The 18308-nt window shown below is 70.6% G+C and carries 16 protein-coding genes; 11 read left to right on the top strand and 5 right to left on the bottom strand.

Annotated elements, in window-relative coordinates; genetic code table 11:
* Positions 1-368: 368 nt before the first annotated feature.
* Positions 369-1622, top strand: coding sequence for a pyroglutamyl peptidase (locus tag ACH5AO_RS20460; protein WP_398926567.1), 1254 nt, complete (start codon positions 369-371; stop codon positions 1620-1622).
* Here the strand turns inward: ACH5AO_RS20460 and ACH5AO_RS20455 are convergent.
* A complete protein-coding gene (locus ACH5AO_RS20455; protein WP_398926565.1) occupies positions 1594-2208 on the bottom strand; it encodes a LysE family translocator in 615 nt (204 codons plus the stop codon). The genes ACH5AO_RS20460 and ACH5AO_RS20455 overlap by 29 nt on opposite strands.
* Positions 2205-2999 (bottom strand): EI24 domain-containing protein, encoded by a 795-nt coding sequence (locus ACH5AO_RS20450; protein ID WP_398926563.1) that lies wholly within the window; start codon positions 2997-2999, stop codon positions 2205-2207. The genes ACH5AO_RS20455 and ACH5AO_RS20450 overlap by 4 nt, the downstream gene beginning before the upstream one ends.
* 63 nt (positions 3000-3062) lie before the next feature.
* Here ACH5AO_RS20450 and ACH5AO_RS20445 point away from each other — a divergent pair, with 63 nt between their 5' ends.
* Positions 3063-3662 (top strand): hypothetical protein, encoded by a 600-nt coding sequence (locus ACH5AO_RS20445; protein WP_398926561.1) that lies wholly within the window; start codon positions 3063-3065, stop codon positions 3660-3662.
* A 96-nt stretch (positions 3663-3758) separates the two neighbouring features.
* On the opposite strand, the gene ACH5AO_RS20440 is transcribed toward ACH5AO_RS20445, so the two are convergent.
* Positions 3759-4778: an NADP-dependent oxidoreductase gene (locus ACH5AO_RS20440; RefSeq protein ID WP_398926559.1), complete on the bottom strand. Its 1020-nt coding sequence runs from the start codon at positions 4776-4778 to the stop codon at positions 3759-3761.
* Between the two features lie 93 nt (positions 4779-4871).
* Here ACH5AO_RS20440 and ACH5AO_RS20435 point away from each other — a divergent pair, with 93 nt between their 5' ends.
* On the top strand, positions 4872-5309 hold the full coding sequence (locus tag ACH5AO_RS20435) for a MarR family winged helix-turn-helix transcriptional regulator (RefSeq protein ID WP_398926557.1): 438 nt from the start codon (positions 4872-4874) through the stop codon (positions 5307-5309).
* 372 nt (positions 5310-5681) lie between these two features.
* On the opposite strand, the gene ACH5AO_RS20430 is transcribed toward ACH5AO_RS20435, so the two are convergent.
* Positions 5682-6473, bottom strand: a complete 792-nt coding sequence (locus tag ACH5AO_RS20430) for a hypothetical protein (protein ID WP_398926555.1) — start codon at positions 6471-6473, stop codon at positions 5682-5684.
* A 241-nt stretch (positions 6474-6714) separates the two neighbouring features.
* Between ACH5AO_RS20430 and ACH5AO_RS20425 the strand changes: the two genes are divergently transcribed.
* The 8 genes from ACH5AO_RS20425 (at position 6715) to ACH5AO_RS20390 (ending at position 17208) form a co-directional block, all read left to right on the top strand.
* Complete coding sequence (locus ACH5AO_RS20425) at positions 6715-7878, top strand: mandelate racemase/muconate lactonizing enzyme family protein (RefSeq protein ID WP_030859576.1); 1164 nt, start codon at positions 6715-6717, stop codon at positions 7876-7878.
* Positions 7879-7903: 25 nt separating this feature from the next.
* On the top strand, positions 7904-8908 hold the full coding sequence (locus tag ACH5AO_RS20420) for a zinc-binding dehydrogenase (protein WP_398926553.1): 1005 nt from the start codon (positions 7904-7906) through the stop codon (positions 8906-8908).
* A 128-nt stretch (positions 8909-9036) separates the two neighbouring features.
* On the top strand, positions 9037-10005 hold the full coding sequence (locus ACH5AO_RS20415) for a hypothetical protein (protein ID WP_398926550.1): 969 nt from the start codon (positions 9037-9039) through the stop codon (positions 10003-10005).
* Positions 10006-10142: 137 nt separating this feature from the next.
* The gene (chvE, locus tag ACH5AO_RS20410; protein ID WP_398926548.1) at positions 10143-11252 is read left to right on the top strand and encodes a multiple monosaccharide ABC transporter substrate-binding protein; all 1110 of its coding nucleotides are present in this window, start codon (positions 10143-10145) and stop codon (positions 11250-11252) included.
* Positions 11253-11284: 32 nt separating this feature from the next.
* Complete coding sequence (gene mmsA / locus ACH5AO_RS20405) at positions 11285-12835, top strand: multiple monosaccharide ABC transporter ATP-binding protein (RefSeq protein ID WP_398926546.1); 1551 nt, start codon at positions 11285-11287, stop codon at positions 12833-12835.
* Positions 12832-14079, top strand: a complete 1248-nt coding sequence (mmsB, locus tag ACH5AO_RS20400; RefSeq protein WP_398926544.1) for a multiple monosaccharide ABC transporter permease — start codon at positions 12832-12834, stop codon at positions 14077-14079. The genes mmsA and mmsB overlap by 4 nt, the downstream gene beginning before the upstream one ends.
* 55 nt (positions 14080-14134) lie before the next feature.
* The gene (locus ACH5AO_RS20395) at positions 14135-15289 is read left to right on the top strand and encodes an aldose epimerase family protein (protein ID WP_398926542.1); all 1155 of its coding nucleotides are present in this window, start codon (positions 14135-14137) and stop codon (positions 15287-15289) included.
* A 158-nt stretch (positions 15290-15447) separates the two neighbouring features.
* The gene (locus ACH5AO_RS20390) at positions 15448-17208 is read left to right on the top strand and encodes a pyridoxal phosphate-dependent aminotransferase (RefSeq protein WP_398926540.1); all 1761 of its coding nucleotides are present in this window, start codon (positions 15448-15450) and stop codon (positions 17206-17208) included.
* Positions 17209-17276: 68 nt separating this feature from the next.
* Here the strand turns inward: ACH5AO_RS20390 and ACH5AO_RS20385 are convergent, their stop codons facing one another.
* A complete protein-coding gene (locus ACH5AO_RS20385; protein ID WP_398926538.1) occupies positions 17277-18254 on the bottom strand; it encodes an arabinan endo-1,5-alpha-L-arabinosidase in 978 nt (325 codons plus the stop codon).
* Positions 18255-18308 lie beyond the last annotated feature (54 nt).

Raw genomic sequence — 18308 nt, 5'->3', positions numbered from 1 at the left:
TGCCCGCTTGAATCTCGTACGAAGCCTTCACATACGGCCGCGATGCGGTGGGTGGGGGTGGGGGTGCGCTGCCCGGCGTCGTACGGGTGCCCCGCGCTGGGGTGGGCCGGGGGCGGGGTTGCGCAGCCCGGCGCTTGCGGGGTGCCTCCCCCATCGCCCACCCTCCCCCACCCTCGGCTGCGCTCGGGCGGGGGGACCCCCATCGCCCTGGGGGTACCTCCCAGGCCCTTGAGGCACCGGGGGAGGCACGACTGCCCGCGGATCGTGGGGGGGGGGCTGTTCGCGACCCGTGGCGTGGGTCGGGGTGGGCGGGTGATACTGCGGGCTTCGGCATCCCCGTACCCCACGACGACGGAAGGCCAACTCCCTTGAGATCCGTACGTGTTCGCATCGGTGTTCTCGGTCTGGCCCTGCTGACCGGTCTCGCCGCCCCCGTGCCCACCGCGACCGCCGCCGGTACGACCGCGGCCCCCACCGTCGAGGAACGCCGCCTCGACGGGGCCGTCCCGCAGGAGATACTCCGCCGCTCCGGATTCGCCGACGTGGCACCGGACTTCGTCCACGCGCTCGACCACGCGCACTCCTACGCCCAGGCCCGCCGCGCCGTCGCACGCGAGGGGACCCGGCTGTGGCGCAGGGCCGTCGACCGGGCGCAGGGGCGCGGGCCGGCGGGTGGTGACCTCAGCCGGGACGACGACCGGCCGCTGTACTGGGCGCGGCTCGGGATGACCCGGGAACTGCGCGCCTGGGAGCCCGGGTTCCGGCTGGGCGAGGGGCAGCGGGCGCGGCTGCTCGACGAGTTGGAGCGGACCTCGCGCGGACAGACCTCGATCGGCTATCCGCGGCACGACAAGGGGATGAAGCGGGTCCTGGTGACCGGGTTCGACCCGTTCACCCTGGACCGGGACATCCGCATCTCCAACCCGTCCGGCGCGGTCGCGCTCGCCCTCGACGGCACGGTGATCGAGACCGCGGACGGTCCGGCGCGCGTCGAGACGGCCGTGTTCCCGGTCCGCTGGCGGGACTTCGCACAGGGGACGGTGGAGCGGGCGCTGCGGCCGCGTCTGCCGGAGGTCGACCTGTTCACGACCGTCAGCCAGGGCCGGGTGGGCCGCTTCGACGTCGAGCGGACCAACGGGGCGTGGCGGGGCGGCTTCGGGGACAACGAGAACATCGGCCGCACGGAGACGATCCCGGTCACCGATCCGGCCTCGCAGCCGCAGTGGACGTCCACGACACTGCCGTACGCGGAGATCGTCGCCGCGGACACGGGGCGGTTCCCGGTGTACGACAACACGAGCGTGACGGAGATCCCGGCGGGAGGCACCGAGCCCGTCGTACGGCCGCAGGGGCCGACGCCCGGCTCGACGGCGCGGGCCGGGGGCGGTGGCGACTACCTCTCCAACGAGATCGCCTACCGGGCGACGCTGCTGCGGGACCGGCTCGGGCTGCACGAGGAGCTGCCGGGCGGGCACGTGCACACGCCCGTGCTGCAGTTCGGCGCCGGGAACACCACCGAGGTCACCGATCCCGAGTTCGTGCGGAACCGGCTGGACATCATCGCGCAGGTGCGGTCGATCGTGACCGTGGCGGTCAGTGCGACGGAGCGAACGCGAGGCTGACGCCGAGACCGGCCAGGACGGACCCGATCACCTTGTTGAGGACCTTCTGGCCGCGCAGCATCAGGGTGCGCATCCGGTCGTGGGAGAAGAACACGGCGACGACGCCGAACCACAGCAGGTGGGCCAGCGACATGAACAGGCCGTAGCCCACCTGTTGGAGGACCGGCGTGCCGGGGCTGACGACCTGCGCGAAGGTCGAGACGACGAAGAGGGTCGTCTTCGGGTTGAGAACGTTGGTCAGGAAGCCGGTGCGCAGCGCGGCGAACGGGGTCAGCCCCGTCCTGTTCTCCAGGTCGACGGTGACCTCGCCGCGGGTGCGGAAGGTACGCACGCCGACGTACACGAGGTAGGCCGCGCCGACCAGCTTGACGACCGTGAACAGGAAAGTGGAGGAGGCGATCAGCAGGCCGACGCCGAGCATCGTGTAGGTGACGTGGACCAGGACGCCGGCGGCGACGCCGAGGGCGCCGAGCAGGCCGGTGCGGCGGCCGTGGAGGTAGCTGTTGCGGACCACCATGGCGAAGTCGGCGCCCGGCGCGATCACGGCCAGGACGGTGATGACGGCGACGGCGAGCACCTCGGTCATGACCGGGCGCCCTCCTCCTCGGACTCCTCGGAGCCGTCCCCGGCGGTCTCCTCACCGAGCAGGTCGCGCGCCATGAGGGTGGCGCCGGCGACCGCGCCGGGCATCAGGAACACGGCGACGAACGGGACGAGGAAGGCCAGCCCCAGGGGGGTGCCGAAGCCCCAGACGAGGGTCTTGCGGGAGCGCAGCAGGCGGAGCCGCTCGCGCAGTTCGACCCCGCGCCGCTGGAGCGCGACGGCGGTGAGTTCCTCGGTGAGGAAGAAGCCGGTGACGAAGAACCCGATGACCGGGACGACGGTCTGCCCCACCACCGGGACGAACCCGAGCGCGAACAGCAGCACGGCCCACACCAGGGCCCGTACGACGATGCGGAGGCTGTCGCGGGCGGAGATCCACAGCTCCCGCGACAGGGGCAGGCCGGACTCGGGCGCGGTGCCGTCGGGCGAGACGTCCCGGTCGACCTTCTCGGAGAGGTTCTCGTAGAACGGCTGCCCGATGAGCAGGGTCACCGCGGTGAAGGTGAGTACGGACAGCAGCAGGCCGAGCGCGAACAGCACGACGGTGAGGAAGCCGCGGAACAGCCCGGCCCAAGGGCTGGACCAGTCGTCGGCGAACGGCGTCGCCCAGGTGACGAAGTCCTCTCCCCACAGCGCCAGGGCGACGAGCGCCGCCACGTACAGCACGAGGGTGATCAGCCCCGGCAGCAGCCCGAACCCGAACTGCCTGCCGTGCCGGGCCACCCACCGCTGGCCCTTCAGGAGATATCGGAAACCCGCCCCAAGATCGCGCATGGGGAAAACTGTATCGGGGGCCGGGCAGACCGTCTTGCCCCGCATCGTTCGAGGGGGCGGTACATGACCACCATGGAGTTCCGGCTCGTACGCACGGGCCCCGAGTACAGAGCACCGCACATGCGGAAGACGCACGTCTGGACCGGGACACCGCCCGGTTGCGGAGGGGTCGAGTCGGCGTACCCCCAGGACGCGGATTCCTTGGTGCACAAGCTGACCGCCCGGGTGACGGGCGAATCGATACCGGCATCGGCCTTCCACGGCTTGGGCTTCCGCGGTGCCCCGCGTATGGCGTTGATGAAACTCGAGGCGGACGGCCACGAGGCCAGGCTGCGCCGACGCCATCTGGCCGTCACCGAGCAGAGCCGCGCCCTGCACATCGAGCTCTCCGGACGCTCCTACCGTTACCGGGTGCTGGGCGGCAGGCTCCGGCACGAGCTGCGGCGCGAGGGGGCCGTCGTCACGATGACGCGCTCGGAGTGGCGGCACCCGCAGAACCTCTCCGGTGTCGCTCAAGGGGAGGCCGACGCGCTGGACCTCGGGCTCGCGATCCTGCTGGAGGGCGTCTACACGCGCAACCTCACCTTCGGCGGCGCGCTCCTGTCGTGGCCCGGGCGTTTTCTGCACCGGATGAGTTTCCTCGGGTACTTCATGGGCGGCTGACTCCCGCCCGGTACGGGCGAGGGCCGCACCCCACGTCCAAGGGTGCGGCCCTCGTCGTACGCAACGACCGCCGGTGGTCCGGCGTCACGGTCCGGCTCAGATCTTGACGATCATCTTTCCGGTGTTGTCGCCGCGCAGGACGCCGAGGAACGCCTCCAGGTTGTTCTCGATGCCCTCGACGACCGTCTCGCGGTACTTCAGTTCGCCCGAGCGGACCCAGGGGCCGACCTCCTGGACGAACCGCGGCTGGAGGTCGTAGTGGTCGCCGACGAGGAAGCCCTCGATGCGGCCGCGGGTCTGGATCAGCCGGGCGAGGTTGCGGGGGCCGGGGGCGGGCTCGGTGTTGTTGTAGACGGAGATCATCCCGCAGACGGCGATCCGGCCGCCCCGGTTGAGCCGGCCGATGGCCGCCTCCAGGTGGTCGCCGCCGACGTTGTCGAAGTAGACGTCGATCCCGTCCGGGGCGGCGTCGCGCAACTGCTCGTTCACGGGGCCGTTCTTGTAGTTGAAGGCGGCGTCGAAGCCGTACTCGTCGAGGAGCAGCTTGACCTTCTCGTCGGAGCCGGCCGAGCCGATCACCTGTGAGGCGCCCTTGAGCTTCGCGAGCTGCCCGACCTGGCTGCCGACGGCGCCCGCCGCGCCGGAGACGAAGACGGAGTCGCCCTCCTTGAAGGCGGCGGTGCGCAGCAGGCCGGCGTAGGCGGTGAGACCGGTCATGCCCAGCACGCCCAGGTACGCCGAGAGGGGTGCCGCCTCCGGGTCCACCTTGACGGCGTTCTTCGCGTCCACGACGGCGTACTCGCGCCAGCCGAAGAAGTGCAGGACGTGGTCGCCGGCCGCGATCCCCTCGGCGTTCGACGCGACGACCTCGCCGACGGCGCCGCCCTGCATGGCCTTGCCCAGCTCGTACGGGGCGACGTAGGACTTGGCCGCCGACATCCTGCCGCGCATGTACGGGTCGACGGAGAGGTACGCGTTCCGTACGAGCACCTGTCCCTCGGCCGGGGCGGGGACCTCCGTCTCGACGAGGGCGAAGTCCTCGGGCTTCGGCCAGCCGACGGGCCGGTTCAGCAGATGCCACTCGCGGCCGGTGGTGGGGGGTGTGGGGGCGGTCATGGCCTGGCACCTTTCCTCGGAATACTTCATTACCTGAAACAACCATGCGACTGAACATTTCAGCTTGTCAAGCAACCGGGTACCCTGGAGGGCATGGCCACACCCCACACCGCCCCGCACCGCCCCGACGCCCTCACCCTGGAGGTCGTCGAGCTCATCGGCTCGGTGGTGGCCCGCTACCACGAGGAGTACGAGGAGGCCGCCGCCGGTCACGCCCTCACGGGTGCCCAGGCGAAGCTGTTGAGTCTGCTGTCCCTGGAGCCGCTGCCGATGCGGAAGCTGGCGCAGCGGCTGAAGTGCGAGCCGTCGAACGTCACGGGGATCGTGGACCGGCTGGAGGCGCGGGGGCTGGTGGAGCGCCGGCCGGATCCGGCGGACCGGCGGGTGAAGCTGGCGGCGGCGACGGGTGAGGGGCGGCGGGTGGCGCGGAGTCTGCGGGAGTCGCTGCGGTTCGCGCGTGAGCCGTTGGCGGGGCTTTCGGAGGGGGAGCGGGTGGCGCTGCGGGATGCGTTGCGGAGGATGCTGGGGTAGTCGGCTGCGGCCGGTTTTCCGGGGGGCCGAGGTTGGCTTGGCCCGGTGCCTTGTGGGTGCCTCGGCGTTGGTGTGGCGGGGGTTCTCGCGTGGCCCGGTGCTTTACGGGTGCCCGGCGCTTGCAGCGTGCCCCGCGTTGGGGTGGGCCGGGGGTGGGTTGCGCGGCCCGGCGCTTGCGGGGTGCCTCCCCCACTCTCGGCTTCTCCCCCACTCTCGACTCCGCTCGAGCGGGGGGACCCCCATGAGCGGGAGGTACCCCCATCGCCCACCCGTGCCGCCCCAGCAGCACGACTGCCCGCGGGAGCGGCGACATGCGGCATGGCTGCCCGCGGTTACGCGGCATGCGGCTGCCCGCGGATCGCGGGGTGTGGGTCAGGTGCACCACCAGAGGAAGCGGTCGCACGTTTTTGTGGGTTCCGGTTCCGGTTCTGGTTCGGGTTCCTTCGTGGTGGGGGTCGGCTCGGGGGTTTCCGGTTCCTCCGAGGCGTCCGGGGCCTCCGGCTGTGGCGTCGCGGGGTCGGTCGTGGGCGTCTCGGCGGGGGCCGACGAGGCGTCCCGTCCGGTCTCGTCGTCCGCCTCCTGCGACTCGTCGTCCTTCGGGGACCCCGAGGCCGAGGGGGAGGGGGAGCCGGACGCCTTCGGGCCGGTGGACTCCGTGGACGTGACCGCGGCCGGGGCACCGCCCGGGGACTCCGTCGGCTCGAGCTCCGCCCCGCCGCCGTCGGTGCTCTCCTCCCCGGCAGCCGCCGGCTCCGGCGACGACCCGGGCGCGTCCAGTCCGAGTTCCGCCAGGCTCAGCCCGCCCGCCGCGAGGACGAAGCCCGCCACGATCAGCAGGGTGCGGTTGCGCCGGCGCCGGTGCGCCACGGCCTTGCGGTCCCGGCGGCTCTGCCCCGCCGCGGGACCCTCGTCCGGTTTCGGTTCCGGTTCCGGTCCTCGGCGCCGGGTCGCCCGGCGCCCGTGCGGCTCGTCGTCCCGCGCGTCCCCGTCGTCGTGCTCCCCGGAGGACTCCCCGGACCGGGCCGCCCCGTACGCCTCCCCTTCGTACCCCGCGGGCGCGGCGGGCTCCCGCCGCTGGGCGCGGAGCGGCTCGGCGGGCGTGCCGCAGCCGGGGCAGGCCAGGGCGCCGTTGAGGTGCCGTCGGCACGGGTGGCAAAAATCCATGACGCGGGAAGGTTAGGTTCCGTTCCGGTCCGCTTCATAGAGCCCGCTGTGAAGGTTTGGTGCGGACCATTGCTCAAGGGTTTCGAAACTGTCGAAACCGTTATGCGCGCGACCCATTGACACCCCCGCCACCCCGTCCTTACTGTCACGCCAGCATTTCGAACGTGCGACGAAATATCGAACACGTCGAACCGCTGACGACGAAAACCAGGTCCACCACCACAGCGAGGGGCTAACTGCCGTGCGCATCACCGGAATCAGCACACACGTGGTCGGGACGCCGTGGCGCAACCTGACCTACGTCCAGGTGCACACCGACGAGGGCATCACCGGAGTCGGCGAGACCCGGATGCTGGGCCACACCGACGCCCTCCTGGGTTACCTGAAGGAAGCCGAGGTCAACCACATTCTCGGCTCCGACCCGTTCGCTGTCGAGGACCTCGTCCGCCGGATGAAGTACGGCGACTACGGCCGCGCCGGCGAGATCGTGATGTCCGGCATCGCCGTCGTCGAGATGGCCTGCTGGGACATCAAGGGCAAGGCCCTCGGCGTGCCCGTCTGGCAGCTGCTCGGCGGCAAGGTCACCGACAAGGTCAAGGCGTACGCCAACGGCTGGTACACCACCGAGCGCACCCCCGAGGCGTACCACAAGGCCGCGCGGGGCGTCATGGAGCGCGGGTACCGGGCGCTGAAGATCGACCCGTTCGGCACCGGGCACTTCGAGCTGGACCACGAGCAGACGCTGTACGCGGTCTCGCTGATCGAGGCGGTCCGGGACGCCATCGGTCCGGACGCCGAGCTGATGCTGGAGATGCACGGCCGCTTCTCCCCCGCCACCGCCGTGCGCCTCGCGCACGAGCTCGCGCCGTTCAAGCCGGCCTGGCTGGAGGAGCCGGTGCCGCCGGAGAACCTCAAGGCGCTGGAGAAGGTCGCCGCGAAGGTCGACATGCCCCTCGCCACCGGTGAGCGCATCCACGACCGGATCGAGTTCCGCGAGCTGTTCGAGAGCCAGGCCGTGGACATCCTGCAGCCGGACGTCGGCCACATCGGCGGCATCTGGGAGACCCGCAAGCTCGCCGCGACCGCCGAGACCCACTACATGCTGGTCGCCCCGCACAACGTCGGCGGCCCCGTGCTGACCGCCGCGTCCCTCCAGGTCGGCTTCACCTCCCCGAACTTCAAGATCCTGGAGCACTTCAACGACTTCGCGGACGCGGACATCAAGAAGGTCGTCAAGGGCGCGCCCCAGGTGAACCCGGAGGACGGCTGCTTCCACCTCTCCGACGCCCCCGGCCTCGGCGTGGAGCTGGACGTCGACGCGGCGGCCGAGTTCCCGCAGCAGCAGGCCCGGTTCGACCTGTGGGCCGAGGGCTGGGAGCAGCGCAAGCCCAAGGGCACCAAGTGACCGCCGGCCGCCCGGGAGGAGCGCGATGAGCACCCAGGTCGTCATCGAGGGACCCGGCGAGCACCGTCTGGTCCCGCACGAGCCACGTGAGCCCGGGGCCGGCGAGGCCCTGGTGCGGGTGCACGCCTCCGGCATCTGCGGCAGCGACCGCGAGGTGTACCAGGGCAACCGGCCCGAGGGGTACGTGCGTTACCCGCTCACGCCGGGCCACGAGTGGTCCGGGACGGTGGAGCGGGTGGGCGCGGGCGTGCCCGCCTCGCTGGCCGGCCGCAAGGTGGTCGGCGAGGGCTTCCGCAACTGTCAGGTCTGCGACCGCTGTCACGCCGGTGAGACAACGCTGTGCTCGGCGGGCTACGAGGAGACCGGCTTCACCCAGCCGGGCGCCATGGCCGCCACGCTGACCCTTCCGGCCCGGCTGCTGCACGTCCTGCCCGACGACGCCGACCTGAGCGCCGCCGCGCTGCTGGAGCCGGCCGCCTGCGTCGCCGCCGCCGCGCTGAAGGCGCAGGCCGTGCCCGGTGAGCGGGTGGCGGTGGTCGGCACCGGCACGCTGGGGATGTTCGCCGTGCAGTTCCTGCGGGCCGTCTCCCCCGCCGAGCTGCTGGTGGTGGGCACGCGGAACGACCGCGAGGCGCTGTCCCGGCGGTACGGGGCCACCGACTTCCGCACCAAGGACCAGGCGCTCCCGGACGACTTCGACGTGGTGATCGAGACCGCCGGGTCCGCGGACGCGGCCCGCACCGCGGCCTCACTGCTGCGGCGCGGCGGGCGGCTGGTCCTCACCGGCATCCCGGCACCGGGCGCCGACGGGCTCGACCCCACGGACCTGGTCGTGCGGCAGTTGGAGGTGCACACCGTCTTCGGTGCTCCGCCGGACGCCTGGGCGCACACCGTGCGGGTGTTCGCCGCCGGGCTGCTCGACCCGCTGCCGCTGGTGAGCCACGAGCTGCCGCTCGCCGAGTTCCCGCAGGCCATCGAGCTGGTGGGGTCCGGTGACCCGAAGGTGGGCAAGGTGCTGCTGCGTCCCTAGCCCGTGCGCCGGTACGAGGGCGACCCGACGGTCCCCGTACCGGCGTACGCCCGGCCCCGCACCGGATCCGCCCGACTCGTATCCCGAGCCGCGAACCTCGTCCGACATACCGAACCAAAGGACACCCTGTGACCGACGCTTCCGCCACGGCTCCCCGCAGGCCCGGTGAGCAGACCCTCACCGCGCTCGGCCTGAGCGCGCCCGCCCTCGACCCCGCCGACGCCTCGCCGCACACCTTCCCCGGCGGCGGCCGCTGGCGCACCGAGGTCCCCTCGTGCGAGGGGCCCGAGGCGCTGGCCGTGGTCCTGAAGGAGGCCTCGCGCCTCGACGTGCCGATCCACCGGATCAGCCAGGGCAGCGGCGTGTGGATGCTGACCGACGCCGAGATCACCGAGATGGTCGAGGCCACCGCGGAGCGCGACATCGAGCTCTGCCTGTTCACCGGCCCGCGCGGCACCTGGGACATCGGCGGCTCCACCCGTACCGACTCGGGCGGCGCCGGACTGCGCGCCCGGGGCCACGACGCGGTGGCCGGCTGCGTCGAGGACGCCGTGCGCGCCACGGAGCTGGGCGTCAAGTGCCTGCTCGTCGCCGACGAGGGCGTGCTGTGGACGCTGCACCGGGCGCGGGCGGCCGGGCTGCTGCCCGCCGACACCACGCTGAAGCTGTCGGCGCTCGTCGGGCCGGTCAACCCGGCCTCGTACGCGGTCTACGAGCGGCTCGGCGCCGACTCGATCAACGTCCCCAGCGATCTGACGCTCGATCACCTCACCGAGATCCGGCGGGTTTCGGCCACTCCGATGGACATGTACATCGAGGCCCCCGACGACCTCGGCGGCTACGTGCGGATGTACGAGGTCGCCGAACTCATCCGGCGCGGCGCCCCGCTGTACCTGAAGTTCGGCCTGTCCAAGGCGCCCGGGATCTACCCGTACGGGCACCACCTGCGGGAGCTGACCCTGGCGACCGCGAAGGAGCGCGTGCGGCGCGGCCGGCTGGCCCTGGACCTGCTGGCCCGGCACGGCGCGGACGGCGACATGGCGCCGCTCGGGTCCCGGCTTCCGGGCGATCTGATCCGGTTCGACATCTCGTCATAACGTTCCGGAAACTCGACTTCACAGAAGTAGACACAGCCGCGCACAATCGCACACACCCCTTTCTCGGTCCCCTGATCCCACCCCGGAAGCGCCCGCTCGTCCGGACCGACCCCGCACACACATCAAGGATGATGACCATGCGTAACCGCAGAGCCGCACTCGCCGCCGTGGCCACCGCCGCCTCCCTCGCCCTCACCCTGTCCGCCTGCGGCCAGAACAGCGAGGGCGGCAGCGAGGAGGACAAGGGCGGCTCCGAGGGGGCCACCGTCGGCATCGCGATGCCGACGAAGTCCTCCGAGCGCTGGATCGCCGACGGCGCCAACGTCGAGAAGGAGCTGAAGGCCAAGGGGTTCAAGACCAAGCTGGTCTTCGGTGAGGACGACCCGGACCAGCAGGTCTCCCAGATCGAGAACATGATCACGCAGGGTGTGGACGCCCTGATCGTGGCGGCGATCGACAACAAGTCCCTGGGCAACGTGCTGCAGCAGGCCAAGGACGCCGACATCCCGGTCGTCTCCTACGACCGGCTGATCCTCGGCACGGAGAACGTCGACTACTACGCCTCCTTCGACAACGAGAAGGTCGGCGAGCTGCAGGGCGGTTACATCGTCGACAAGCTGGGGCTGAAGGCCGGCAAGAAGGGCCCCTTCAACATCGAGCTGTTCGCCGGCTCCAACGACGACAACAACACCAGGTACTTCTTCCAGGGCGCGATGAACGTCCTCAAGCCGTACATGGACAAGGGCCAGCTGGTCGTCCGCTCCAAGCAGACCGACCTCAACCAGGTCACCACCCTGCGCTGGGACGGCGGCACCGCGCAGAAGCGCATGGACGACCTGCTCACCTCCAGCTACCGCAACGCCCGGGTCGACGCGGTGCTCTCGCCCTACGACGGCATCTCCATCGGCATCCTGTCCGCCCTGAAGTCGGACGGCTACGGCTCCGGCAGCAAGGCCATGCCCGTCGTCACCGGCCAGGACGCCGAGGTCGCCTCGCTGAAGTCGATCATCTCGGGCCAGCAGACCCAGACCGTCTTCAAGGACCTGCGCGAGCTCGCCAAGGTCGCCGCGAACATGGTCGACGCGGTCGTCAACGACAAGAAGCCCGAGGTCAACGACACCAAGTCGTACGACAACGGCAGCAAGGTCGTCCCCGCCTACCTGCTGCAGCCGGTCAGCGTCGACAAGTCCAACTACAAGCAGGTCCTGATAGACGGCGGCTACTACACCGAGGACCAGCTCAAGTAACCGGGCCCCTTCAAGGATTGGAAGGCACGACCATGGCGGGACCCGTCCTGGAAATGCGCTCGATCGTCAAGACCTTTCCCGGCGTCAAGGCGCTGTCGGACGTCACCCTGACCGTCCGTCAGGGCGAGGTCCACGCCATCTGCGGCGAGAACGGCGCCGGCAAGTCGACCCTCATGAAGGTCCTCTCCGGCGTCCACCCGCACGGCAGCTACGAGGGGGACATCCTCTTCGAGGGAGAGCCCTGCGAGTTCAAGGACATCCGGGCCAGCGAGCAGCGCGGCATCGTCATCATCCACCAGGAACTGGCGCTGTCGCCGTTCCTCTCCCTCGCGGAGAACATCTTCCTCGGCAATGAGCACGCCACCCGCGGGTTCATCAACTGGAACGCCACCCTCAAGCACGCCACCGAACTGCTGCGCCGGGTCGGCCTGTCCGACCACCCGGACACCCGCGTCGCCGACATCGGCGTGGGCAAGCAGCAGCTCGTGGAGATCGCGAAGGCGCTCTCGAAGAAGGTGAAGCTGCTCATCCTGGATGAGCCGACCGCGGCCCTGAACGACGAGGACAGCGACAAACTCCTCGATCTGATCCTGGAGCTGAAGAAACAGGGCATCACCTCGATCATCATCTCCCACAAGCTCAACGAGATCCGCAAGGTCGCCGACTCGGTGACGATCCTGCGGGACGGGCGGACCATCGAGACGCTCGACGTGAAGGCCGCGGAGACCACCGAGGACCGGATCATCTCCGGCATGGTCGGCCGCGACCTGGAGCACCGTTTCCCGGAGCGCACCCCGCACCGGCCCGAGGAGGGCGCCGCCCCGGCCCTGGAGGTCCGCGGCTGGACCGTGTACCACCCGATCGACCAGCACCGCAAGGTCGTCGACGACGTGTCCTTCGAGGTCCGGCGCGGTGAGATCGTCGGCATCGCCGGCCTGATGGGCGCGGGCCGTACCGAGCTCGCGATGAGCATCTTCGGCCGCACCTACGGCCGGTACGCCGCCGGCACGGTCCTCAAGGACGGCACGGAGATCCGTACGAAGACCGTCCCCGAGGCGGTGGCGCACGGCATCGCGTACGTCACCGAGGACCGCAAGCACTTCGGCCTGAACCTCATCGACACCATCAACCGCAACATCTCGCTCAGCGCCCTCGGCAAGGTCGCCAGGCGCGGTGTGGTGGACGAGCACGAGGAGCGGCAGGTCGCCGAGGGCTTCCGCACGTCGATGAACATCAAGGCCCCGACGGTGTTCGAGCCGGTGGGCAAGCTGTCCGGCGGCAACCAGCAGAAGGTCGTCCTCAGCAAGTGGATCTTCGCCGGTCCGGATGTGCTGATCCTCGACGAGCCGACGCGCGGCATCGACGTCGGCGCCAAGTACGAGATCTACACGGTCATCGACAAGCTGGCCGCCGAGGGCAAGGCGGTCGTCTTCATCTCCTCCGAGCTGCCCGAACTACTCGGCATGTGCGACCGCATCTACACGATGGCCGCAGGAAGGCTGACCGGTGAGTTCTCGCGGGCCGAGGCCTCCCAGGAATCGCTGATGCGTCAGATGACGAAGGACAAAGAGGTATCCCGATGAGCAGCACCGAAGTCACCGACAAGACGCCGGCGGCCGCGCCGCCGGGCAAGAACGGGGCGGGCAGCGGTGACGGCCTGCTCCAGCTGATGCTGGACGGCATGCGCCGCAACATGCGCCAGTACGGCATGCTGATCGCCCTGGGCCTGATCGTGGCGCTCTTCGCGGTGTGGACCGAGGGCGACCTGCTGCTGCCGCGCAACGTCTCCAACCTGGTGCTGCAGAACAGCTACATCCTGATCCTCGCGATCGGCATGATGCTGGTCATCATCGCGGGCCACATCGACCTGTCGGTCGGGTCGCTGACGGCGTTCGTCGGCTCGATGGCCGCCGTCTTCATGGTGAAGAACGACCTGCCGTGGCCGGTCGCGGTGATCCTCTGCCTGGCCGTGGGCGCGCTGGCCGGCGCGATACAGGGCTGGTTCATCGCCTACGGCGGCATACCGTCGTTCATCGTGACCCTCGCGGGCATGCTGACCTTCCGCGGTCTCACCGAGATCTTCCTGGAGGGCCAGACCCTCGGCCCGTTCCCCAAGGGCCTGCAGACGGTCGCCAACGGCTTCATGCCGGAGGTCGGCCCGGAGACCAACTACCACAACCTCACCCTGCTCCTCGGCATCGGACTGATCGCGCTCGTGGTCCTCCAGGAGGTCCGCGACCGCCGCCGCCAGAAGGAGTTCGACCTCGAGGTCCTCCCCTCCAAGCTGTTCCTGCTGAAGCTCGTGGCGCTCAGTGCCGCCATCCTCGTGGTGACGATGCTGCTGGCCAGCTACAAGGGTGCCCCGATCGTGCTGCTGATCCTCGGCGCGCTGCTCGTCGGCTTCGGCTACGTGATGCGCAACGCCGTCATCGGCCGCCACATCTACGCCATCGGCGGCAACCTGCCCGCGGCCAAGCTGTCGGGTGTGCGGGACAAGAAGGTCACCTTCCTGGTCTTCCTGAACATGGGCATGCTCGCGGCCCTGGCGGGTCTGGTGTTCGCCGCCCGCTTCAACGCGGCCTCTCCCAAGGCCGGCCTCAACTTCGAGCTGGAGGCCATCGCCGCCTCGTTCATCGGCGGCGCGTCGATGAGCGGTGGCGTCGGCACGGTCCTCGGCGCGATCATCGGCGGCCTGGTCCTGGGCGTGCTGAACAACGGCATGAACCTCGTCGGCGTCGGCACCGACTGGCAGCAGGTCATCAAGGGCCTGGTGCTGCTGGCCGCGGTCGGCTTCGACGTGTGGAACAAGCGCAAGTCCGGTTCGTAAGTCAGCTCGGGCCCCGCCGGACGGCGGGGCCCCTTCCTCTTGGGGAGCCGCACGGATGGAACTGAACAGACGCACGGTCATCGCAGGAGCCGCGGCGGCCGGTGTCGCCGCCACCACCGTCCTCGGCGGGACGGCGCACGCCTCGTCGGGCAGGGGGAAGCCGGTGAAGTCGCTCTTCGGCAGGCTCGCGGACGGCACCAAGGTCCACAGCTGGTCGCTGGAGAACGGCGGCACCCGGATGAAGGTCCTCTCCTACGGCGGCGTCGTCCGGTCCCTGGAGATCCCCGACCGCCGCGGCCGGTACGCCAACGTCTCCCTCGGCTTCGACACCCTCGAGGAGTACGTCGCCTCCAGCCCGTACTTCGGCGCGCTGGTCGGCCGCTACGGCAACCGCGTCGACCAGGGCCGCTTCACCCTCGACGGCACCGCGTACCAGCTCTCCGTCAACGACGGCGAGAACAGCCTGCACGGCGGCGCCCAGGGCTTCGACAAGCGGGTCTGGGACGTCGAGCCGTTCACCCGCGGCTCCGACGTCGGCCTCCACCTGTACTACACCAGCGTCGACGGCGAGATGGGCTACCCGGGCACGCTGCGCACGAAGGTCACGTACACCCTCACCCGGGACGGCGACTGGCGCATCGACTACGAGGCCACCACCGACAGGGCCACCGTCGTCAACCTCACCAGCCACGTCTACTGGAACCTCGCCGGCGAGGGCAGCGGCTCGATCCACGACCACGAGCTGTCCATCGCCGCCTCCCGCTACACACCGGTCGACTCGGGGCTGATCCCCACGGGCGAACTGGCGCGGGTCGCGGCCACCCCCTTCGACTTCCGCCGGGCCAAGCCGGTCGGCCGGGACATCCGCACCGCCCACCAGCAGGTGCTGTACGGGCAGGGCTTCGACCACAACTGGGTGCTCGACAAGGGCATCACCCGCCGCCCCGAGCAGGTCGCCGTCCTGCGCGACCCGTCCTCCGGCCGCACGCTGCGGATCGCGACGAACGAGCCGGGCCTGCAGTTCTACTCCGGCAACTTCCTCGACGGCACCCTCGTCGGCACCGGCGGCCGGGTCTACCGGCAGGGCGACGGGCTGTGCCTGGAGACCCAGCACTTCCCGGACTCGCCGAACCAGCCGTCGTTCCCGTCGACCGTGCTGCGGCCCGGACAGACGTACCGGACGACGACGGTCCATTCGTTCGGGGCGTGAGCCCCCGGGGACCGCAGCCGTCACATTTTCCTCACATGGACTGAACGGCGGCGCGTCCCGCTCCGTACTCCTGGGTGGCCCGTGCTCCCCCGCGCGGGCCACCCAGGCATGACGGGCCCGTCCCTCCCCAACGGGCCCGCCGCACACGGAGGTTCCCCTTGGCCGGCAACGTCACCTCGTTGTTCCGCAGCACCACGGCGCACAGTCCGTCGATGGCGGCGCTGACACGGGAGAGCGACGGGGCCGGCCCGGTGGACTTCTGCATCCCCTGCAACCCGTACTTCCCCACCCCCGCCATGTTCGAGGAGATGGCGGCCCGGCTGCGCGACATCATCACGTACTACCCGAGCAGCGCCGACACCATCACGGCCGAACTGTGCGGCCTGCTCCAACTGCCGCCGCAGTGCGTGGCGATGGGCAACGGCTCGACCGAACTGATCACCTGGATCGACCACCTGCTGGTCCGCGAGTCCCTCGCCGTCCCCGTCCCCACCTTCGGCCGCTGGACCGACCAGCCCATGGAGACCGGCAAACGGGTCGACATGTTCCCGCTCCAGGAGGCCGGCGGCTTCGCCCTCGACCTCGCGCAGTACGCCGAGTTCATCCGGGCGCGCGGCACCCGGGTGGCGGTGATCTGCAACCCCAACAACCCCGACGGCGGCTTCCTGCACAAGCACGCGATCGTGCAGTTCATGGACGCCATGGCCGACCTGGACCTGGTGGTGATCGACGAGTCGTTCCTGGAGTTCGCCGACGCGGAGAACGAACCGAGCGTGGTGCAGGAGGCGATGCTGCGCCCCAACGTCATCGTGCTGCGCAGCCTCGGCAAGAACTTCGGCCTGCACGGCATCCGCTTCGGCTACCTGGTCGCCAACCCGGCGCTCGCGGGACGGGTGAGATCCATGCTCCCCAAGTGGAACCTCAACTCCTTCGCCGAGCACGTGGTGTTCATGCTGAAGGAACACGGCGCCGAGTACGCCCAGAGCCTGCACCAGGTCCGCCGCGACCGGATGGACATGTCCGGCCAGCTCTCCTCACTGCCCGGACTGACGGTCTACCCCTCCCAGGGCAACTTCCTCTTCGTACGCCTCCCCGTGGGCGCCGAAGGGACCGTGGTCCGGGACCGGATGCTCACCGAGCACCGGATCCTGGTCCGCGAGTGCGGCAACAAGATCGGCTCCTCCAGCCGCTTCCTGCGCCTCGTGGTACGCCCCCAGGTGGACGTGCGCCGCCTGGTGACCGGCCTGGAACAGGTGCTCTACGGGACGTCCAGGAGGGGAGCCGCCGCGCCCGAGCAGGCCACGGGGACCGGTTACAGCTCGGGCACGGCGGCCGTGGACCGGCTGGTGAGCCGGACCAACGGGTCGGGCACGCGGGGGCTCGCCGCCCAGGCCGCCGGTGCCGGCGTTCCGGGGCTCGCCGCCACCCCGGCCGCCGGCACCGGCCCCGGTACCGGCACCGGCATGCCGCTCCCCGCCGCCGTGCCCGCCCCCGCGACGGGCACGGGCGGCGGGATGCCGGTGCCGGCCGCGGCTTCGGTGGTGACGGGGGTGCCTCAGCCGGTCGCCCAGCCTGTCGCCCAGCCCGCGCCGCAGTTCGTACCGCAGCCCGTGCCCCAGCCCGTGCCGCAGCAGGTTCCGGAACCGATTCCGCAGCCCGTGCCCCAGCAGGTTCCGGAACCGGTCCCGCAGCCGCTCGCGCCCGCGGCGCGGACGGCGCCCGCGCCGATGCCCGCCGCGGCGGCGTACCCGGCACCGCCTCAGGCGCCGCCGCCCTCCGGTCTCACCCCGCCCGGTGTCCCCGCCCGCGGCGGCCTGACGGCCGCCCAGGTCAGGGGCACCGACGGCCTCTCCGCGGCCCCGGCGACGGGCTGGCCGGGACCGCAGACCGCCTGGCCCGACGCGGTGGGGATGGGCTGAGCGGGCTGAACCACCGCGATTTTACGTGGAGTTGAGCCGTCACTGTCGGCAGCCGTTGTCCGGCCGGGTCAGTAGGCGACAGGCCATCCGCTGCTCCAGTTCAGGAGGTTGATGCCGAGCTTGGGGGTGCCGTTGTCGTTGCCGTCGTAGTAGTGGTAGACGATCAGGTCCCCGTCGACGTCGTTCATGATCGACTGGCCGCCGGGGCCGATGACGCTGCCGTGCGACTCGAGGACGGGCGTGCCGCCGTTGTTCGTCATCGAGACGCCGTTCTTGTCGCGGTACGGCCCGGTGACGCCGGTGGCGCGGCCGACCTTGACCTTGTAGGTGGAGCCGGTGCCGGCGCAGCAGGTGTCGTACGAGGCGAAGAGGTAGTAGTAGCCGTTCCGTTTGACGATGAACGGCGCCTCGACGGCCTTCGTCCCGGAGGGGCGGGAGGCGAGGGAGTAGCGGGTGGTGTTGGAGGAGAGCTGCTTCCCGGTGGAGGGGTTGATCTGGATCATCTTGATCCCGGTCCACCAACTGCCGAAGGACAGCCACCACTTGCCGTCGTCGTCGACGAAGAGGTTGGGGTCGATGGCGTTGTAGTCGCTGGAGGAGTTCGAGGTGTGGACGGTGCCGTAGTCGGTCCAGCTGCCCGGCTGTCCGGTGGTGGAGCCGGCCAGACCGATGGCGGAGGTGTTCGAGCCGAACTTCGAGACGGAGTAGTACATCAGGTACTTGCCGCCGTGGTACGAGATGTCCGGCGCCCAGGCCTCCGGCACGGAGGAGTAGTTCCGCCACCAGCTCGGCCGGGACGAGAACGCGTCGGCGCCGGCGGAGAAGGCGGTGCGGTCGGTGGAGGTCTTGTTGGCGATGCCGCCGCCGGTGGCGTAGAGGAGGTACTGCCCGGAGGAGGTCCGGATCATCGACGGGTCGTGCGTGACGACGGACCCGGTGACGCGGCCGGGGTTGGGGTACGCCGAGGCGGTGGTCGGCATCAGGGCGAGCAGCGCGGCGGTGGGGAGCGCGAGCAGGGCGGTGCGCTTGCGGAGGGTGCGGCTCATACGGGGTTCTCCTTGCGGTGGGGGTCGGCATGCGTTCGGAATTCCGAACAGCGA

Origin of the sequence: Streptomyces sp. NPDC018964 (assembly GCF_044390325.1) — a bacterium.
In the GTDB taxonomy this organism is placed as follows: domain Bacteria; phylum Actinomycetota; class Actinomycetes; order Streptomycetales; family Streptomycetaceae; genus Streptomyces.
The sequence above is the reverse complement of the archived record's forward strand: the minus strand, read 5'-3'. Positions and strand labels throughout refer to the sequence as shown.